Genomic DNA, 14770 nt, shown 5'->3' with positions numbered 1-14770 from the left:
CCCGGCACGGTGAACCGCATGGCCGACGCTCTATCGCTCCTGTGCGCCGAACTGTTCGCCGCGCTGCCGCGCAAGGACCAGCGCCGCCGCGGTACCGAATACGTGGAGGGCCTGCTGCGCACCCCCGGACGCAAGTCGATCCGCAACATCGGCGGCCGGGCCGGCGAGCAGCGGCTGCACCACTTCGTCAGCGACTCCACCTGGGACTGGGCGCCGGTGCGCCGGGCCCTGCGCCGGCACCTGCTGCTCGCCGCGCCGCCGCAGGCGTGGGTGCTGCGCTCGATGATCATCCCGAAGGCGGGCGCGCACTCGGTCGGCGTGGCGCGGCGGTTCTGCACCACCCGCGGCGCTTCCCTCAACGCCCAGCACGCCGTCGGCGTGTGGGCGGCCACCATCGGGCGGGCCGTGCCGGTCGGGTGGCGGCTGCACCTGGACGCGCCGACGGATCCGCGGGCGCTGGGCGAGTGCCTGGCCGAGGCGTACCTGGAGCACGCCGACGGCGACCACGCGCTGCCCGTCGTCGTGGACGCCCGGGGCGCCGACGCGGCCGGGCTGATCGGACGGCTGCGGGCCGCCGGGGCGCCGGTCCTCGCCCGCGTCGACCCCGGCACTGCACTGTGGAGCGCGACGCCGCTGCCCGGCTACGGTCACGGCCCGCTGCCCGCGGCCCGGCTCATCCGCATCGACCCGCACCGCCGGCGGCGCGCGGTGCGCCTGGACGGGCACGATCTGACCCTCCTCGACGAGGGCTGGCTCACCGACGTCGCCGGCCGGACCCCGGACCCCGCCGCGCTGCTCGACCGCGTCGACGCGGACCTCGAGACGCTCGGCGAGCGGGCCGGGCTGCGCGACTTCACCGGACGCTCGTTCGCCGGCTGGCATCGCCACATCACCCTCGCCTCCGCCGCGCACGCCCTGCTCGCCCTGAACGGAGTGACGTACCGTGCTGACGCTGCCTGATACCGCCGTCGCGGTGCTGGGGACCGGGGTGTGCCTGCCGGACCAGGTCGTCGGCAACGACACGGTCGCGGGTCCGGCGGGAGTCACCGCCGAGTGGGTGGCCCGCAAGACCGGCATCCGGACCCGCCGCTGGGCCAAGCCCGATCAAGCCACCTCCGACCTCGCCGTCGCCGCCGGGCGCGCCGCCCTCGAAGACGCCGGGGTCCGCGCCGGCGAGCTGTCGCTGGTGCTGGTCGCGACCTCGACACCGGACTCGCCGCAGCCGCCGACCGCATCCCTGGTCGCCGACGAGCTCGGCGTTCGCCCCGGAACGGTCGCCTTCGACCTCAACGCGGTCTGCAGCGGCTTCGTCTTCGCCCTGGCGACGGCGGCGCGGCTGCTGCGCGGGCCCGCGCTGGTGATCGGCGCGGACGTGTACTCCCGCATCCTCGACCCGACGGAGCGGCGCACCGCGGTGCTGTTCGGCGACGGCGCGGGCGCCATGGTCCTGGGGCCGGGCGAGCCGAGCCTGCTCGCCGCGCGACTGGCGACGTTCCCGGAGGCCCATCCGCTGATCCGCGTGCCGGCCGGCGGCAGCCGCATCCCGGCCTCGGCCGACTCGATCGACGCCGGCCTGCACTACTTCGCCATGGAGGGCCGGGCCGTGCGCGACTTCGTGCTCGACACGGTCGCCCCGGGCATCCGCGACTTCCTGCGCGACGCCGGGGTCCGGGCCGAGGGTCTCGCCGCGTTCGTACCGCACCAGGCCAACCCGAACCTCGTGGCCGACCTCGCCGCAGCCGTCGGCGTGAGCGCCGGGCGCACCGCCGTGAGCGGCGCCGAGGTCGGCAACACCGGGGCCGCCTCGGTGCCGATCGCCCTGCACCACGCCCGGGCCGGGCTGCGCCCCGGCGATCTGGTCCTGCTGGCCGGCTTCGGCGGCGGCATGTCGGCCGGGTTCGCGCTGCTGCGCTGGCCCGGCCCAGGAAGGAGTACCAATGCAAGTCGATGAGTATCTGCACCGCATCGGCGCGGTCCGCCCGGCCCGCCCCGACCTCGAAGGCCTGCGGCACCTGCAGGAACGGCACGTGCTGACGGTTCCGTTCGAGAACCTCGGCTACCACCTGGACGAGGAGATCCACCTCGGCGGCCGGGTCGTGGACAAGATCGTGCGGCAGCGCCGCGGCGGCGGCTGCTACGAGACCAACCCGGCCTTCGGGATGCTGCTCACCGCGCTCGGCTACGACGTGGAGATCCTGCCGGGGCGGGTGTTCCGGCCCGACGGGCTCGGCCCGCCGTACTGCCACCTGGCGCTGCGGGTGAGCGTCGGCGGGGTGCCGTGGCTCGTCGACACCGGGTTCGGCCGCAACAGCCGCCGCCCGCTGCGCCTGGACGATCCCGGCCCGCAGCCGGACCCGCACGGCGTCTTCCACGTCCGCGACGGGGAGGTGACGTGCGACGGGCGGCCACTGTACCGCGTCGAGGACCGCCCGGCCCGGCTCGACGACTTCCGCCCGACGCTGTGGTGGTGGCGTACCTGTCCCGACTCCCCGTTCCTGCAGGACGTGTTCTGCTCGCTGCCCACCGACGGCGGCCGGGCCACCCTGCGCGGCCGGCGGCTCACCGTCGACGGGGTCGCCACCGAGCTGACCGACGACGCGGCCGTCTTCGCCGCCTACCGCAAGTACTTCGGCATCGACCTCGACCGGCTGCCCCGCGACCCCGTCGCCAGGGCCGCCGGCGTCATCCTCGACGACGCGCCTGGGAGCAGACCGTGACGAACCCCGACGAGTATCTCCGCGAGACGCTGCGCTGGCACTTCTCCCCCGCGACCGGGTCGCCGTTCTGGCTGCAGCGGGCCGGCACCCTCGGCTTCGACCCGATCGCCGACATCGCCACGTTCGACGACCTGGCCCGGTTCCCGAACGTGGCCGGCGAGCTGCGCTCCACCCGGGTCGAGGACCTCATCCCGCGCGGGTACGGCCCGCGCCCGGACGTCTTCGGCGTCTTCGACAGCGGCGGCACCACCGGCGCGCCGAAGCGGATCGTGCTGCTCAGCGACTGGCTCGAGCAGTTGCTGGCCTGGAGCAGCGAGCAGCTGGACCGCCACGGCGTGCCGCACGGCGTCAACTGGCTGTCGGTGGTGCCGTCCGGCCCGCACATGGTCGGGCCGGTCATCGCCCGGCAGGCGGCGCTGCGCGGCGGGCTCACGTTCACCGTCGACCTCGACCCGCGCTGGGTGAAGCGGCTCCTCGCCGCCGGCGACGGCGCGCAGGCGGCGGCCTACGGCGAGCACCTCGTCGAGCAGGTCGCCCACATCCTGCACAGCCAGGACGTCGGCGTGCTCATGATCACCCCGCCGGTGCTGGAGCGGCTGGCCCGCCGCGACGAGCTGGTGAAGCTCGTCAACGCCAAGGTGCGCGCGATCAACTGGGTCGGCACGCAGATGGACCCCGACACCCGGCACCTGTACCGCACCGAGGTGTTCCCGGACATCGTGCTGTACAGCGGCTTCGGCTCCACGATGATCCTCGGCAACGCCAGCGAGCGGCCGGGCCTGACCGACGACGACCCGTGCGTCTACGACCCGTTCTCCCCGCACATGAGCTTCCGGGTCATCGACCCCGGCACCGGCGACACCGTCGAATACGGCGAGCGCGGCCAGGTCGTCATGAACCACGTCAGCCGCAGCCTGTTCCTGCCCAACAACCTCGAACGGGACTACGCGACCCGCGTCCGCGGCGTCGACGGGCAGGTCGGTGACTCGGTCGCCGACGTCGCCCCGGTCGCCACGTTCGACGACGAGGCCGTCATCGAGGGGGTTTACTGATGGGCATCACGCTGGACGCGATCGGGCCGCAGGGTTCCTACCGCGCCCGCCGCCGCCAGAGCGTCCCCGACGTCACCGGCGCCCCCGCCGCCGAGCTGTCCCTCGTGCCGCGGCTCTACGTCAGCCGTACCCTCGCCGCCCTGCGCGCCGCCCGCCCGCTGCCCTCCGCGCAGCGCATCGCCGCGCTCGCGGCCGCCGCCCGCCACTTCGTCGAGGACGAGGTCGCGGGGCTGTCGTTCGCCGAGTACGAGCACACGGTGGCCCGGGTGTCCGGCGTGCCGCTCGCCGTCGTGCGGGCCGCGACCGCGTCCATCGCCGAGACCGCGCGGCTGGCCGGGCAGACCACGGGCCTGCCCCGCCCGACCGGCGCTGTCGAGGACTGGCGGGACCCGGCCACCGAGCGCGGCAGCGCGGTGTGGACGCGGCGCGGCGAGGTGTTCGCCGTCCACGCGGCCGGCAACCATCCGGGCCCGCACGGGCTGTGGCTGGAGGCGCTGGCCCTGGGCTACCGGGTCGCGGTTCGCCCGTCGCGGCGCGAGCCGCTCACCCCGCACCGCCTCGTCACCGCCCTGCACCGGGCCGGCCTGGCTGCCCAGGTGGCACTGCTGCCGACCGACCACGACGCCGCCGGCGAGCTGCTGTCCGGCGCCGACCTGGGCCTCGTCTACGGCGGCGACGACGTGGTCGCGAAGTACGCCGGCAGCACGGTCCTGCCGCAGGGCCCCGGACGCGCGAAGATCCTGCTCACGGCCGGCACCGACTGGCGCCGGCACCTGGACACCATCGTCGACTCGGTCGCCGGGCAGGGTGGCGTGGCGTGCATCAACGCCACCGCCGTCCTCGTCGACGGCGACCCGGCACCGCTGGCCCGCGCGATCGCGGAGCGGCTCTCCGCCCTGCCGAGCCTGCCGCCCGAGGACCCGAAGGCGGTCCTGCCCGTGCAGAACCTGGCCGGCGCCCGGGCCATGGAGTCGTTCGTGCTCGCCCAGGCCCGCGGTACCCGCCCGTGGCTCGGCGGCGACGGCATCGCCGACGACCTCGGCGACGGCAGCGCGGCCCTGCGCCCCGCCGTCTTCCAGGTCGACCGGGCCGACGCGCGGCAGCTGCGCGTGGAGGTGCCCTTCCCGTGCGTGTGGGTGGCGCCGTGGTCGCCGGCGAACGGCCCGGCCCCGCTGCGCGACTCGCTGGTGCTGACCGTGTTCACCGAGGACCCCGGCCTCGTCGAGGACCTGCTCGACGAGCCGACCATCAGCAACGTCTACGTCGGCGACCACCCGACCCACTGGCTGCGCCCCGGCGTGCCGCACGACGCCTACCTGGGCGAGTTCCTCATGCGCACGAAGACGGTCATCCGCTGACCTTCGATACCCGCGTGACGAGTTCTCCCTCTCCCTCGGTGGCCGGGGCGGCCGCGCGGCGGAAGTTCAGGGCCACCAGCACGGTCAGGAAGATGCCGGCCGCCGCGGCCAGGGTGGCATCCCGCAGCCCGGCCGAGCCGCCGCCCGCGTTGGCCACGGCGACCAGCGCGGCCAGGCCCACCGCCGAGCCGACCTGCTGGCCGGTGGAGACGATGCCGGAGGCGATGCCCTGGTCGAACAGGGCGGTGCCGGTCGTCGCGGCGGCGAACATCGTGGTGAAGATGACGCCCTGGGCGACGTTGAGCACCACCATCGCGGGCAGCAGCGCGAGGTACGAGTGGGCGGCGCCGATGCCCAGGCCGAGCCCGACCGCGGCGGCCCCGCCGACGAGCAGGCTGGTCACGAGGGTCGCGCGGTTGCCGTGGCGGTAGGCGAGGCGCCCGCCGAGCAGGGAGCCGACCGCGCCCGCGGCCATCGGCACCACGTACGCCAGGCCGGTCTGCAGCGCCGAGTAGCCCAGCACGTGCTGGAAGTGCACGGTCAGGAAGTACAGCAGCGTCCCGAACGTCGCCATGAACAGCAGGGTGAGCGGGACGCCGGTGCTGAGGTTGCGGTTGCGGTACAGCCGCAGCGGCATCAGCGGCGAGGACGTCCTGGCCTCGATCGTCACGAACGCGGCGAGCAGCACGATCCCGCCCGCCGCGGTGGCCAGCAGTGCCGGTGACGTCCAGCCCCGCACCGGGCCCTGCACGAGGGTGAACACGACGAGGGTCACGCCGGCGGTGGCGGTGAGCGCACCGGCGACGTCGAACCGGCCGGTGGCACGGGGGCCGTCGGCGGGCAGCAGCAGCGCGGCCCCGGCGATGGCGACGGCGGCGAGCGGGACGTTGACGTAGAACACCGCGGCCCAGCCGAACGCCTCGGTGAGCACGCCGCCGAGCAGAGAGCCGAGCACCATGCCGCCGGCGCCGGCGGCCGCCCACACGGAGAAGGCCCGGTTGCGCTCGCGGCCCTCCTCGAACGAGGTCACCACGAGCGAGAGGGTGGCCGGGAACAGCAGCGCGCCGCTGAGGCCCTGCACCGCGCGGGCGGCCACCAGCAGCCCCTGGGTGCCGGCCAGGCCGCCGGCGAACGAGGCGAGCGCGTAGAGGGCGAGCCCGGCGACGAAGACGCGCCGCCGTCCGACCAGGTCCGCGGCGCGCCCGCCGAGCAGCAGGAACCCGCCGAAGGCCACCGCGTAGGCGCTGACCACCCACTGCAGGTTCTGGGCGGAGAAGCCGAGGTCGGCGCCGATGCGGGGCAGGGCGACGTAGACGATGTTGTAGTCGATCGAGGTGATGAGCTGGGCGAGGCCGAGCAGGGCGAGCAGCAGCCCGCCCCGGCGACGCGGTTCTGCGGTCATGACGACCCTCCGGGGTTGTCGATCAGGTAGCGCCACCGGCCGTCCGGGCCGCGGCGGGCCACGTCGGTGGCGGTGCCGGTCACCTCGACCGGGCCGCCGTCGGGGCCGTCGAGCTCGGTGACGTGGTCGGTGAGGATGAGGGCGATCCCGTCGGCCTCGTAGATGTGCCGGACGCGGATGTCGATGCGGCGTACCCCGCCGAGAAATCCCGCGATCGCCTCGCGCAGGCCGGTGCCGGTGACGGTCTCGCCGGGCCGGGTGGCCAGCCGCGCGCCCGGCTCGAACAGGCGCAGGGCCGTCTCGGCGTCGCCGTGGGCGTAGGCGCTGGCGACGAGCGCGGCCAGCTCCTGCGGTGAGGCGGCGCCACCGGCGGCCGGGAGGGTGAGGACCTCGAGGCTGTGGCCGTCGAGGCTGTCGAAGTAGAAGCCGCGCCCGCCGCCCCAGCGGTTGACGACGCCCGGGCCGTGGTGCAGCGGGCCGGCCCAGAAGGGCCGGCCCGTCGCCCGCAGCCGGGCCAGGATCGCGTCGAACTCGGCGGCGGTGACCTCGAAGGCGTAGTGCAGGCCGCGCACGTCACCGTCGGCCGGGGCGAACTCGAGCAGGAGGCCGTCGGCGAGGCGCACCGCGGGAAACGGCCCCGAGCGCTCCGGCTCGCCCAGGCCGAGAGCCTCGGCGAGGTCGAGCGCGCAGCGCCACGGGTCGCGGGCGGGGACGAACGTGTGGTTGAGCCGGACCGTCATGGCTTCGGTCAGGCCGCGCCGAGGAGGGTGGTGCGCCACGTGTCGTACTGCTGACGCCCTTCGCCCTCCCAGAACTGCAGCACCTCGGGCGGCAGGCCGCCGGTGAACTGGGCCCGCTCGTGGTCGGTGGCGTCCTGCAGGCCGATGCCGAGGAAGACGAGTGCCTTCTCCTGCGGGATGGAGGCGTGGCCGCGCAGCTCGAACGCGAGCCACTCCTCGGCGGTGATGTGCTCGCGGATGAGCGGCAGGACGTGCTCCTCCTCGTCAGCGAGGTGCTCGTTGGTCACCGCCGAGACGCGGGCCACCACGTCGGCGAGGCGGTCCCGGTCGGCCGCGGACGCCGTGTCCACCCACGCCGGGGTGAGCTTGGCGACGTCCTGCAGCAGTCCGTGCAGCTCGTCGTGCTGGCGCTCCATGCGGTGCACCAGGTCGGCCTGCGGCTGGGCACGCCGCAGCAGCGGCGGCCACAGCAGCTCGTCCTCGCCGACGTGGTGCTCGTGCAGCGAGTCGGTGATGTCCTTGAGGTGGTCGGCGACGATCGCGGCCCGGGCCCGGTCGCCGTCGGCGGCGCCGGCCACGAGGTCGGCGAGCAGGGCCAGTTCGCGGCGGTACACCTGGTGGACCCAGGCCATCCCCCACGGGTCGAGTGGCTGTGGCACGGTGATGCTCCTTTACAGTGTGACGACGATCTTGCCGAGGGTGTGGCGGCGCTCCAGCAGCTCGTAGGCCTCGGCGATGCGCTCCAGCGGGAACGCCTGCACCGGCACCTCGAGGCGCCCGCCGGCGACCAGCGCGGCGAGCTCGGCGAGGACCTCGGGGCGGGAGGCGTCGTTGCTGCCCTGGGCCTTGACGCCGTGCTGGGCGGCCGCGGCGAAGTTGATGAGGGTGTTGACCCGGTCCGGCTGGACGCCGAGGCGCAGGGCGAGGTCGACGTAGTCGGCGCCGAACGCGTCGACGAACGCGTCGACCTTCTCGCCGGCGGCGGCGCGGACGCGCTCCTCGACGCCGTCGCCGTAGGCGACCGGGATCACGCCGTGGGCGCGCAGCCAGTCGTGGTGGTCCACGCCGGCCAGGCCGATGACCGTGGCGCCGGCGTGCCGGGCGAGCTGCACCGCGATGGTGCCGACCCCGCCGGCCGCGCCCGCGACGACGACGGTGTCACCCTCGCCGGCGCTGATCGCGCGCACGGCGGCGTAGGCGGCGGCGCCGGCGGTGTACAGCGCGCCGGCGACCTCCCACGGCACCCCGGCCGGGCGCGGGGTGAGGTTGGCGGTGGGGACGGCGACGAGCTCGGCGTGGGTGCCGCGCTCGCCGGTCCAGCCGATCACCTCCTCGCCGGTCGCCTCGACGACGCCGGCGAGGTCACGGCCCTGCTTGGAGGGGAACGTGGTCGGGTACACCTTGTCGAGGAACCCGCCGCGGATGCCGGACTCGACCGGGTTGAGCCCGGCGGCACGGACGCGGACGAGCACCTCGCCGTCGCCGGGGACGGGGGCCGGCTCGTCGACGACCTTGAGGACGCCGGGGCCGCCGAACTGTTCGAAACGCACGACACGGGCCATGGTCAACTCCCTGTTCAGAAATTCGGACAAGACGACCGTGGCACCGGCGAGCCCGGGTTTGAATCGGATGGTTCTGCCTAGGATTGCCAGCCCTAGGCTGCGCGAGTGAACCTGACGAAAAGGGACTGATCCGGTTGGCTCCACCGGGCCGGCAGCGAAGAATCGGGGCTTATGCGCGCCGCTTACCTGCAGGAGCTGGGAACACCGGACGTCATCCGCTTCGGCGAGTTCCCCGATCCCGTGCCGGGCCCGACCGACGTGCTGGTCGAGGTGCACGCGACGACGGTGAACCCGGTCGACACGTTCGTGCGCTCGGGACAGTTCCGCACGCCGCTGCCGATGCCGTTCGTGGTCGGCCGGGACCTCGTCGGCGTGGTGCGCACAGCCGGGACGAGCGGGTTCACGCCGGGCGAGCCCGTGTGGTGCAACAGCCTGGGGCATGCGGGCCGGCAGGGCGCCGCCGCGCAGCTGGCCGTGGTGGCGATGGATCGGTTGTACCGCCTGCCGCCCGCCGTCGCCCCCGCGACCGCGGTCACGATGGTCCACCCGGCCGGCACCGCCTACCTGGGGCTGTTCACCCACGGGCGGCTGCGGGCGGGTGAGACGCTCGTCGTGGCGGGCGCGGCCGGCAACGTCGGCGCCGCGCTGGTGAGCATGGCGGTGGAGGCGGGCGCCCGGGTGGTCGCGACCGCCTCGGCGGCCGACGCCGAGTACTGCCGGGACCTCGGCGCGGCGGAGGTGCTCGACTACCGCGACGCGGACCTGGCCAAGGCGTGCCCGGACGGCATCGACCTGTACCTGGACACCTCCGGCCGCAACGATCTGGAGACGGTCGTCGACCTGCTCGCCTTCCGCGGCCGGATCGTCCTGCTGGCGGGCGCCGCGTCCCGCCCGGTGCTGCCCGCCGGCGCCCTGTACATGCACGACCGCACGGTCACCGGCTTCGTCATCTCGCACGCCACCACGGCCGAGCTGGCGGAGGCGGCGGTGGCGATCAACCGCCTCCTGGCCGCGGGCCGGCTGCGGCCACGCGTGACGGTCGACCTGCCGTTGTCGGCGACGGCGGAGGCGCACCGGATGATCGAGCGCGGCGAGCTGCACGGACGGCGGGTCGTCCTGCGCGCCTGAGTCATGCCCCGGGCTCCCCGGACAGCGTGTGCCGGAGCCGGAACAGCCGCAGCGCCAGCTGCACGTCGAGTGCCTTCATCGGCCGCTGCCAGTCGGGTCCGAGCAGCTCCTTCACCCGCTCCAGGCGCCGCGCGACCGTGTTGGGGTGCACGTGCAGGCGTTCGGCGGCGTTGGTGGGGCTGCCGTTGGCCGCGAAGTACGCGTCGAGGGTCCGGGTCAGGTCCGTGAGCCGCCGCCGGTCGTGGTCGAGGACCGGGCCGAGCACCGTGTCGACGAACGTGTCGACGCCCTGCCGGCCCGACAGCAGCACGCCGAGGAACCCCAGCTCCCGCCCGGACGCCCCGCGCCCGGTGAGGTCCAGCGCGATGAGCGCCTCGAGGCAGCGCCACGCCTCACGGTGCCCGCCCGCGACGGCGGCGACACCGCGGACCGGCCCGGCCGCCCCGACGGTCACCGGCGCCCCGAGCACCGCCGACAGCTCCTCGGTCGCGGCCCGCGCCGCGGGGCCGGGGTCGGCCCCGGGGGCCACGACGATCAGGTGCCCGTCGCGGACGGCGCCGATCCCGCCGCTGCGCCGTACGAACGGCGCCGCCCAACCGGCCGCCGGCGCTGCGCCGGCCGCGCCGGGCTCGGGGCGGGCGACGATCACGACGTGGGGCCGGTCGAGGTCGAGGCGGAGCCGGTGGGCGGCGCGCTGCAGCCGGCGCCGGGGCCGCGGCGGGGTGACGAGCAGGTCGTCGAGGAGGTCGTCGCGGGCGTGCTCCTCGGCCAGGATGCCGGCGTGCTGGCGCAGCACGACCGCGGCGGCCTGGGCGATCAGCGGCAGCAGCTGCCGCTCGCCGCCGTCGAGCACCCGCGCGGCCCGGATGAGCAGCGTGCCCAGCGGCCGGCCGCCGGCGGCGACGGGCACGAGCCAGGTCCCGTCGTCGAGCGCGACCGGCGCGTCGCCGCCGTCCGGCGGGGCCGCCGGCCACGCCGCCTCGGCTCCGGAGGGGTCGCGGCTGGTCGCGAGCGTCCGGCCGTCGACGTCGTGCAGGCGGACCGCGCCGTCGAGGTGGCGGGCGGCCTCGTCGACGAGGTCCTGCGGGTCGCCGGCGGCGACGGCGAGGTCGACGAGGGCGTGATGGGTGTCGTGCAGGCGGCGGACCTGGCCGAGCCGGGCGGCGGTCCGCGCGGTCGTGTTCTCCAGCCCCGACAGCCGCGCGGCGGTGCGCTCCAGCAGCCGGGCCTTCTCGATCGCGGCCCCGGCCAGCTCCGCGAGCGAGCCGAGCAGCGCGCACTCGCCGGGAGTGAAGGCGCGGGCGCGGCGGTCGGCGGCGTAGAGCACGCCGAAGGGCCGCTGCCCGAACCGGCCGCCCTGCCCGAGCCGCACCGCGACGACGGCCTGCAGCCCCTCCGCCGGCGGAAGCCCGTCGGTCGGCCCCGCGCTGTTCCAGTGCGGCCCCGGCCCGCACAGCGCCGCGGCGGCGAGGCCCGTGTCGCGTGGCAGGCGGTGCCCGGGGGCGAGACCGGAGGCGAGGCCGTCGACGGAGCGCACGACGAGCTCGGCGCGCTCGTCGTCCAGGACGGCGACGAAGGCCAGCGGGCAGCCGAGCAGGCGGCGGGTCTGGCGGGCGAGGACCGGTAAGAGGTACTCCAGGTCGGTCCCGGCGGCGAGGTCGTGCGCGGCGTCGACGAGCGTGGCGAGGCCGTGGTGAGCGTTGTCGGGATTCACGTGCTTCACTACACACCCGTCCCCGTAGCCACTCAAGTACGCAGCGTGTTACATCTCTTCGTAACCGACCGGATGAGTAGGACCAACGATCCTTGGCTATCGGGGTGAAGGGGAGGCCATGATGACTGACATGAACCGTCGCGAGCTCGCCGACTTCCTGCGCCGTTCCCGGGAGCGCCTGCAGCCGCAGGACGTGGGGCTCTCCCCCGGCGCGCGGCGGCGCACGCCCGGGCTGCGCCGCGAGGAGGTCGCCCAGCTCGCGGGCATGTCGGCGGACTACTACATGCGGCTGGAGCAGGCGCGCAGCCCGCAGCCGTCGACGCAGCTGCTGGCCCCGCTGGCCCGGGCGCTGCGCCTGAGCGACGACGAGCGCGACCACCTCTACCTGCTGGCCGGGCACCGGCCGCCGATCGGGCGGCACGCCGGCGACCACGTGCGCCCGGGCCTGCTGTTCCTGCTCGACCGGCTCACCGACGCGCCGGCCCAGATCCTCAACGACATCGGCGACCTGCTGGCCCAGAACACCCTCGCGGAGTCCCTGTTCGGCGGGGTGTGCTCGACCCAGCCGCCGCTGCAGCGCAACATCGTGTGGCGCTGGTTCACCGACCCCGTCGTGCGGGCCGCCTACCCGCAGGAGGACCGGGAGCACTACAGCCGCCTGCATACCGCGGACCTGCGCGCGGCACTGGCCCGCCGCAGCGGCGACCAGGCGGCACTCGGGCTGGTGCGGCGCCTGCGCGCGGCCAGCCAGGAGTTCGCCGAGCTCTGGGAGCGCCACGAGGTCGGGGCCCGCCGCACCGGCAACATCCGGGTCGCGCACCCCACGATCGGGCTGATCGACCTCAACTGCGAGCAACTGCTCTCCCCCGCCGAGGACCAGCACCTGCTGCTGTTCACGCCCACGCCGGGCAGCCAGAGCGCCGAGCAGTTGCAGTTGCTGCGCGTGGTGGGCCGGGAGCTGTTCGCCGGCTGATCCGGCGCACGACCGCGGCACGGGGGCCACTCTGTGGTCTTAATCATAGTTCCCCGATAGGAGTAACAGAAAATTCAAGAAGGGAGCACGATGAGCAGCATCCCCCTGGTGGACCTGCGGCCGTGGTTCACCGGATCGCCGGCCGACCGCGCCGCGGTCGCCGCCGAGATCGACCAGGCTTTGCAGGTGTCCGGGTTCCTGCTGATCACCGGGCACGGCGTCCCGCAGGAGCTGCGCGAGCGCACCCGGGCCGCGGCCCGCCGGTTCTTCGCGCTGCCGGAGGCGAGCAAGCGGCCCTACTCGGTGCCGGTCGGCGGGCGCGGCTGGATCGCCCCCGGGGCCGAGGCCAACGGATACCTCGAAGGTGTCGAGTCGCCGCCGGACCTCAAGGAGTCGTACTCGGTCGGCTCCTCGGTCGAGGCCGCCGACCCGGACCCGGACCTCGGCTGGCACCCGGCGAACGTGTGGCCGGCGGAGGTGCCGGAACTGGCGGCGAGCGCGCGGGAGTACATGGACCGCGTCCGCGCCCTCTCCGACGAGCTGCTGACCATCTTCGCCGCCGCGCTGGACCTGCCGGCCGATCACTTCACGCGGCACACACGCTTCCCGAAGTACACGCTCAACATCAACCGCTACCCCCCGCTGGCGGAGGTCGGCGCGCCCGGCGAGGGGCAGTTCCGCATCGGCCCGCACACCGACTTCGGCACGGTCACCGTGCTCGACCGCGAGCCCGGCGTCGGCGGGCTGCAGGTCTTCACGCCCGAGGGCGAGTGGGAGGACGCGCCGTACGACCCGGCCGCGTTCACGGTCAACATCGGCGACCTGATGGCCCGCTGGACCGGCGACCGGTGGCGCTCGACCCGGCACCGGGTCCTGCCGCCGCAGGCCTCCGCCCCGGACGAGGACCTGGTGTCGCTGGTCTTCTTCTACGTCAGCGACCGCGACGCCCGCATCAACTCGCTCGAGCCGCCGATCGGCCGGGCGGCGTACCCGGAGATCTCGGCGTCGCGGTACCTCTTCGAAAAGCTGCAGGCGATCAGCGTCTCCTGAGAGGAGTTCTTGTGCCAACGCCGCCGTACCTGGCCGTCGCGCTCGACGGCACCGGCTGGCACCCGGCCGCATGGCGGGAGCCGGACGCCCGGCCGCGGGAGCTGCTGCACCCCGGCTACTGGGTGGACCTGATCCGCCGGGCCGAGGCCGGGGGCCTGGACTACGTCACGATCGAGGACTCGCTCGGGCTGCAGACGTCGCGGTACGACGGGCCGGACGGGCGCACCGACCAGGTCCGCGGCCGCCTCGACGCGGCGCAGGTCGCGGCGGTGGCGACGCCGGCGACGACCCGGATCGGCCTGGTGCCGACCGTGACCGTCACGCACACCCAGCCGGCCCGCGTCGCCCGGGCGGTCGCCACCCTCGACCACCTCAGCGGCGGCCGGGCCGGGTGGCGGCCGCAGGCGTCGAACCGCGCCGACGAGGCCGGGCACTTCGGCCGCCGGACCCTGCCCCGTTTCGACCTCGCCGACATCGGCCGCCCCGACATCGCGCCGGTGTTCGCGGCGCTGTTCGACGAGGCCGGCGATGTGGTGGAGCACGTCCGGCGGCACTGGGACGCCGGCCCGCCGCCGCAGGGGCACCCGCCGGTGATGGTGCTCGCCCACGCGACGGTCCCGTACCGGCTCGCGGCCCGCGCCGCCGACGTGGTGTGGGTGACCGCGTTCGACGCGGCCCGGGTCGCCGCGATCGTCGCCGAGGTCCGCGAGTATCAGGCGGCGGCCGGGCGCGCGGACGAGACCCTGCACGTCTTCGGCGACCTGGTGGTCTTCCTGGACGAGGACGCCGCGGCGGCGAAGGCCCGCAAGGACCGCCTGGACGAGTGGGCCGGGGCGGTCTTCGCCACCGACACGCTCGTCTTCGCCGGCTCCCCCGCGGAGCTGGCCGACCTCATGGCCGAGTGGCAGGCGTCCGGCGTCACCGGCTTCCGGCTGCGCCCCGGTGCGCTGCCGCACGACCTGGACGCCATCACCGCCCTGCTCACCGCGGAACTGGCCCGCCGCGGGGCACTGCGCCAGCCCGCCGGCGGAACCCTCCGGGAACGGCTGGGTCTTCGATGAGCGGTACGGAGCG

At 75.1% G+C, this 14770-nt stretch carries 14 protein-coding genes; 9 read left to right on the top strand and 5 right to left on the bottom strand.

Annotation, left to right across the window (positions count from 1 at the left end; all coding sequences use genetic code 11):
- Nucleotides 1-18 precede the first annotated feature (18 nt).
- The 5 genes from ACQPY0_RS29190 to ACQPY0_RS29170 are packed head-to-tail and all read left to right on the top strand — an operon-like array spanning nucleotide 19 to nucleotide 5127.
- A complete protein-coding gene (locus ACQPY0_RS29190; RefSeq protein ID WP_432994844.1) occupies nucleotides 19-960 on the top strand; it encodes an IS701 family transposase in 942 nt (313 codons plus the stop codon).
- The gene (locus ACQPY0_RS29185) at nucleotides 944-1951 is read left to right on the top strand and encodes a 3-oxoacyl-ACP synthase III family protein (RefSeq protein ID WP_432994842.1); all 1008 of its coding nucleotides are present in this window, start codon (nucleotides 944-946) and stop codon (nucleotides 1949-1951) included. Before ACQPY0_RS29190 ends, ACQPY0_RS29185 begins: the two co-directional genes overlap by 17 nt.
- On the top strand, nucleotides 1938-2717 hold the full coding sequence (locus tag ACQPY0_RS29180) for an arylamine N-acetyltransferase family protein (RefSeq protein WP_432994840.1): 780 nt from the start codon (nucleotides 1938-1940) through the stop codon (nucleotides 2715-2717). The genes ACQPY0_RS29185 and ACQPY0_RS29180 overlap by 14 nt, the downstream gene beginning before the upstream one ends.
- On the top strand, nucleotides 2714-3769 hold the full coding sequence (locus ACQPY0_RS29175; protein ID WP_432994838.1) for a hypothetical protein: 1056 nt from the start codon (nucleotides 2714-2716) through the stop codon (nucleotides 3767-3769). The genes ACQPY0_RS29180 and ACQPY0_RS29175 overlap by 4 nt, the downstream gene beginning before the upstream one ends.
- Complete coding sequence (locus ACQPY0_RS29170) at nucleotides 3769-5127, top strand: aldehyde dehydrogenase family protein (RefSeq protein WP_432994836.1); 1359 nt, start codon at nucleotides 3769-3771, stop codon at nucleotides 5125-5127. Before ACQPY0_RS29175 ends, ACQPY0_RS29170 begins: the two co-directional genes overlap by 1 nt.
- Here the strand turns inward: ACQPY0_RS29170 and ACQPY0_RS29165 are convergent.
- From ACQPY0_RS29165 to ACQPY0_RS29150, 4 genes are read right to left on the bottom strand one after another with little or no spacing between them, the layout of a single operon-like run.
- Entirely contained in the window at nucleotides 5117-6529 is a 1413-nt protein-coding gene (locus ACQPY0_RS29165) for an MFS transporter (RefSeq protein WP_432994834.1), read from the bottom strand. The two genes, ACQPY0_RS29170 and ACQPY0_RS29165, sit on opposite strands and share 11 nt — an antisense overlap.
- Nucleotides 6526-7269: a DUF4440 domain-containing protein gene (locus tag ACQPY0_RS29160; RefSeq protein WP_432994832.1), complete on the bottom strand. Its 744-nt coding sequence runs from the start codon at nucleotides 7267-7269 to the stop codon at nucleotides 6526-6528. Before ACQPY0_RS29160 ends, ACQPY0_RS29165 begins: the two co-directional genes overlap by 4 nt.
- Before the next feature lie 8 nt (nucleotides 7270-7277).
- Nucleotides 7278-7928, bottom strand: a complete 651-nt coding sequence (locus ACQPY0_RS29155; protein ID WP_432994830.1) for a hemerythrin domain-containing protein — start codon at nucleotides 7926-7928, stop codon at nucleotides 7278-7280.
- Between the two features lie 12 nt (nucleotides 7929-7940).
- Complete coding sequence (locus ACQPY0_RS29150) at nucleotides 7941-8831, bottom strand: NADP-dependent oxidoreductase (protein ID WP_432994828.1); 891 nt, start codon at nucleotides 8829-8831, stop codon at nucleotides 7941-7943.
- A 171-nt stretch (nucleotides 8832-9002) separates the two neighbouring features.
- Here ACQPY0_RS29150 and ACQPY0_RS29145 point away from each other — a divergent pair, with 171 nt between their 5' ends.
- A complete protein-coding gene (locus tag ACQPY0_RS29145; protein WP_432994826.1) occupies nucleotides 9003-9959 on the top strand; it encodes an NADPH:quinone reductase in 957 nt (318 codons plus the stop codon).
- 1 nt (nucleotide 9960) lies between these two features.
- Here ACQPY0_RS29145 and ACQPY0_RS29140 read toward each other — a convergent pair whose 3' ends face one another.
- Nucleotides 9961-11673: a helix-turn-helix domain-containing protein gene (locus ACQPY0_RS29140; RefSeq protein WP_432994824.1), complete on the bottom strand. Its 1713-nt coding sequence runs from the start codon at nucleotides 11671-11673 to the stop codon at nucleotides 9961-9963.
- Nucleotides 11674-11803: 130 nt separating this feature from the next.
- Here ACQPY0_RS29140 and ACQPY0_RS29135 point away from each other — a divergent pair, with 130 nt between their 5' ends.
- The 3 genes from ACQPY0_RS29135 (at nucleotide 11804) to ACQPY0_RS29125 (ending at nucleotide 14757) form a co-directional block, all read left to right on the top strand.
- A complete protein-coding gene (locus tag ACQPY0_RS29135; RefSeq protein WP_432994822.1) occupies nucleotides 11804-12646 on the top strand; it encodes a helix-turn-helix transcriptional regulator in 843 nt (280 codons plus the stop codon).
- Between the two features lie 90 nt (nucleotides 12647-12736).
- Entirely contained in the window at nucleotides 12737-13696 is a 960-nt protein-coding gene (locus tag ACQPY0_RS29130) for an isopenicillin N synthase family dioxygenase (RefSeq protein WP_432994820.1), read from the top strand.
- 11 nt (nucleotides 13697-13707) lie between these two features.
- Complete coding sequence (locus ACQPY0_RS29125; protein WP_432994818.1) at nucleotides 13708-14757, top strand: LLM class flavin-dependent oxidoreductase; 1050 nt, start codon at nucleotides 13708-13710, stop codon at nucleotides 14755-14757.
- Nucleotides 14758-14770: the final 13 nt, after the last annotated feature.

Origin of the sequence: Dactylosporangium sp. CA-233914, assembly GCF_050942935.1 — a bacterium.
In the GTDB taxonomy this organism is placed as follows: Bacteria; Actinomycetota; Actinomycetes; order Mycobacteriales; family Micromonosporaceae; genus Dactylosporangium.
Note: the sequence above shows the minus strand (reverse complement) of the source record. Positions and strands in the feature narration are given on the sequence as shown.

Bases quoted from the DNA above. Each gene is read 5' to 3' on its own strand.
- ACQPY0_RS29145 (WP_432994826.1), top strand. From the start codon at position 9,003: ATGCGCGCCGCTTACCTGCAGGAGCTGGGAACACCGGACGTCATCCGC.
- ACQPY0_RS29170 (WP_432994836.1), top strand. From the start codon at position 3,769: ATGGGCATCACGCTGGACGCGATCGGGCCGCAGGGTTCCTACCGCGCC.
- ACQPY0_RS29165 (WP_432994834.1), bottom strand. From the start codon at position 6,529: ATGACCGCAGAACCGCGTCGCCGGGGCGGGCTGCTGCTCGCCCTGCTC.
- ACQPY0_RS29150 (WP_432994828.1), bottom strand. From the start codon at position 8,831: ATGGCCCGTGTCGTGCGTTTCGAACAGTTCGGCGGCCCCGGCGTCCTC.
- ACQPY0_RS29180 (WP_432994840.1), top strand. From the start codon at position 1,938: ATGCAAGTCGATGAGTATCTGCACCGCATCGGCGCGGTCCGCCCGGCC.
- ACQPY0_RS29135 (WP_432994822.1), top strand. From the start codon at position 11,804: ATGAACCGTCGCGAGCTCGCCGACTTCCTGCGCCGTTCCCGGGAGCGC.
- ACQPY0_RS29160 (WP_432994832.1), bottom strand. From the start codon at position 7,269: ATGACGGTCCGGCTCAACCACACGTTCGTCCCCGCCCGCGACCCGTGG.
- ACQPY0_RS29130 (WP_432994820.1), top strand. From the start codon at position 12,737: ATGAGCAGCATCCCCCTGGTGGACCTGCGGCCGTGGTTCACCGGATCG.
- ACQPY0_RS29190 (WP_432994844.1), top strand. From the start codon at position 19: ATGGCCGACGCTCTATCGCTCCTGTGCGCCGAACTGTTCGCCGCGCTG.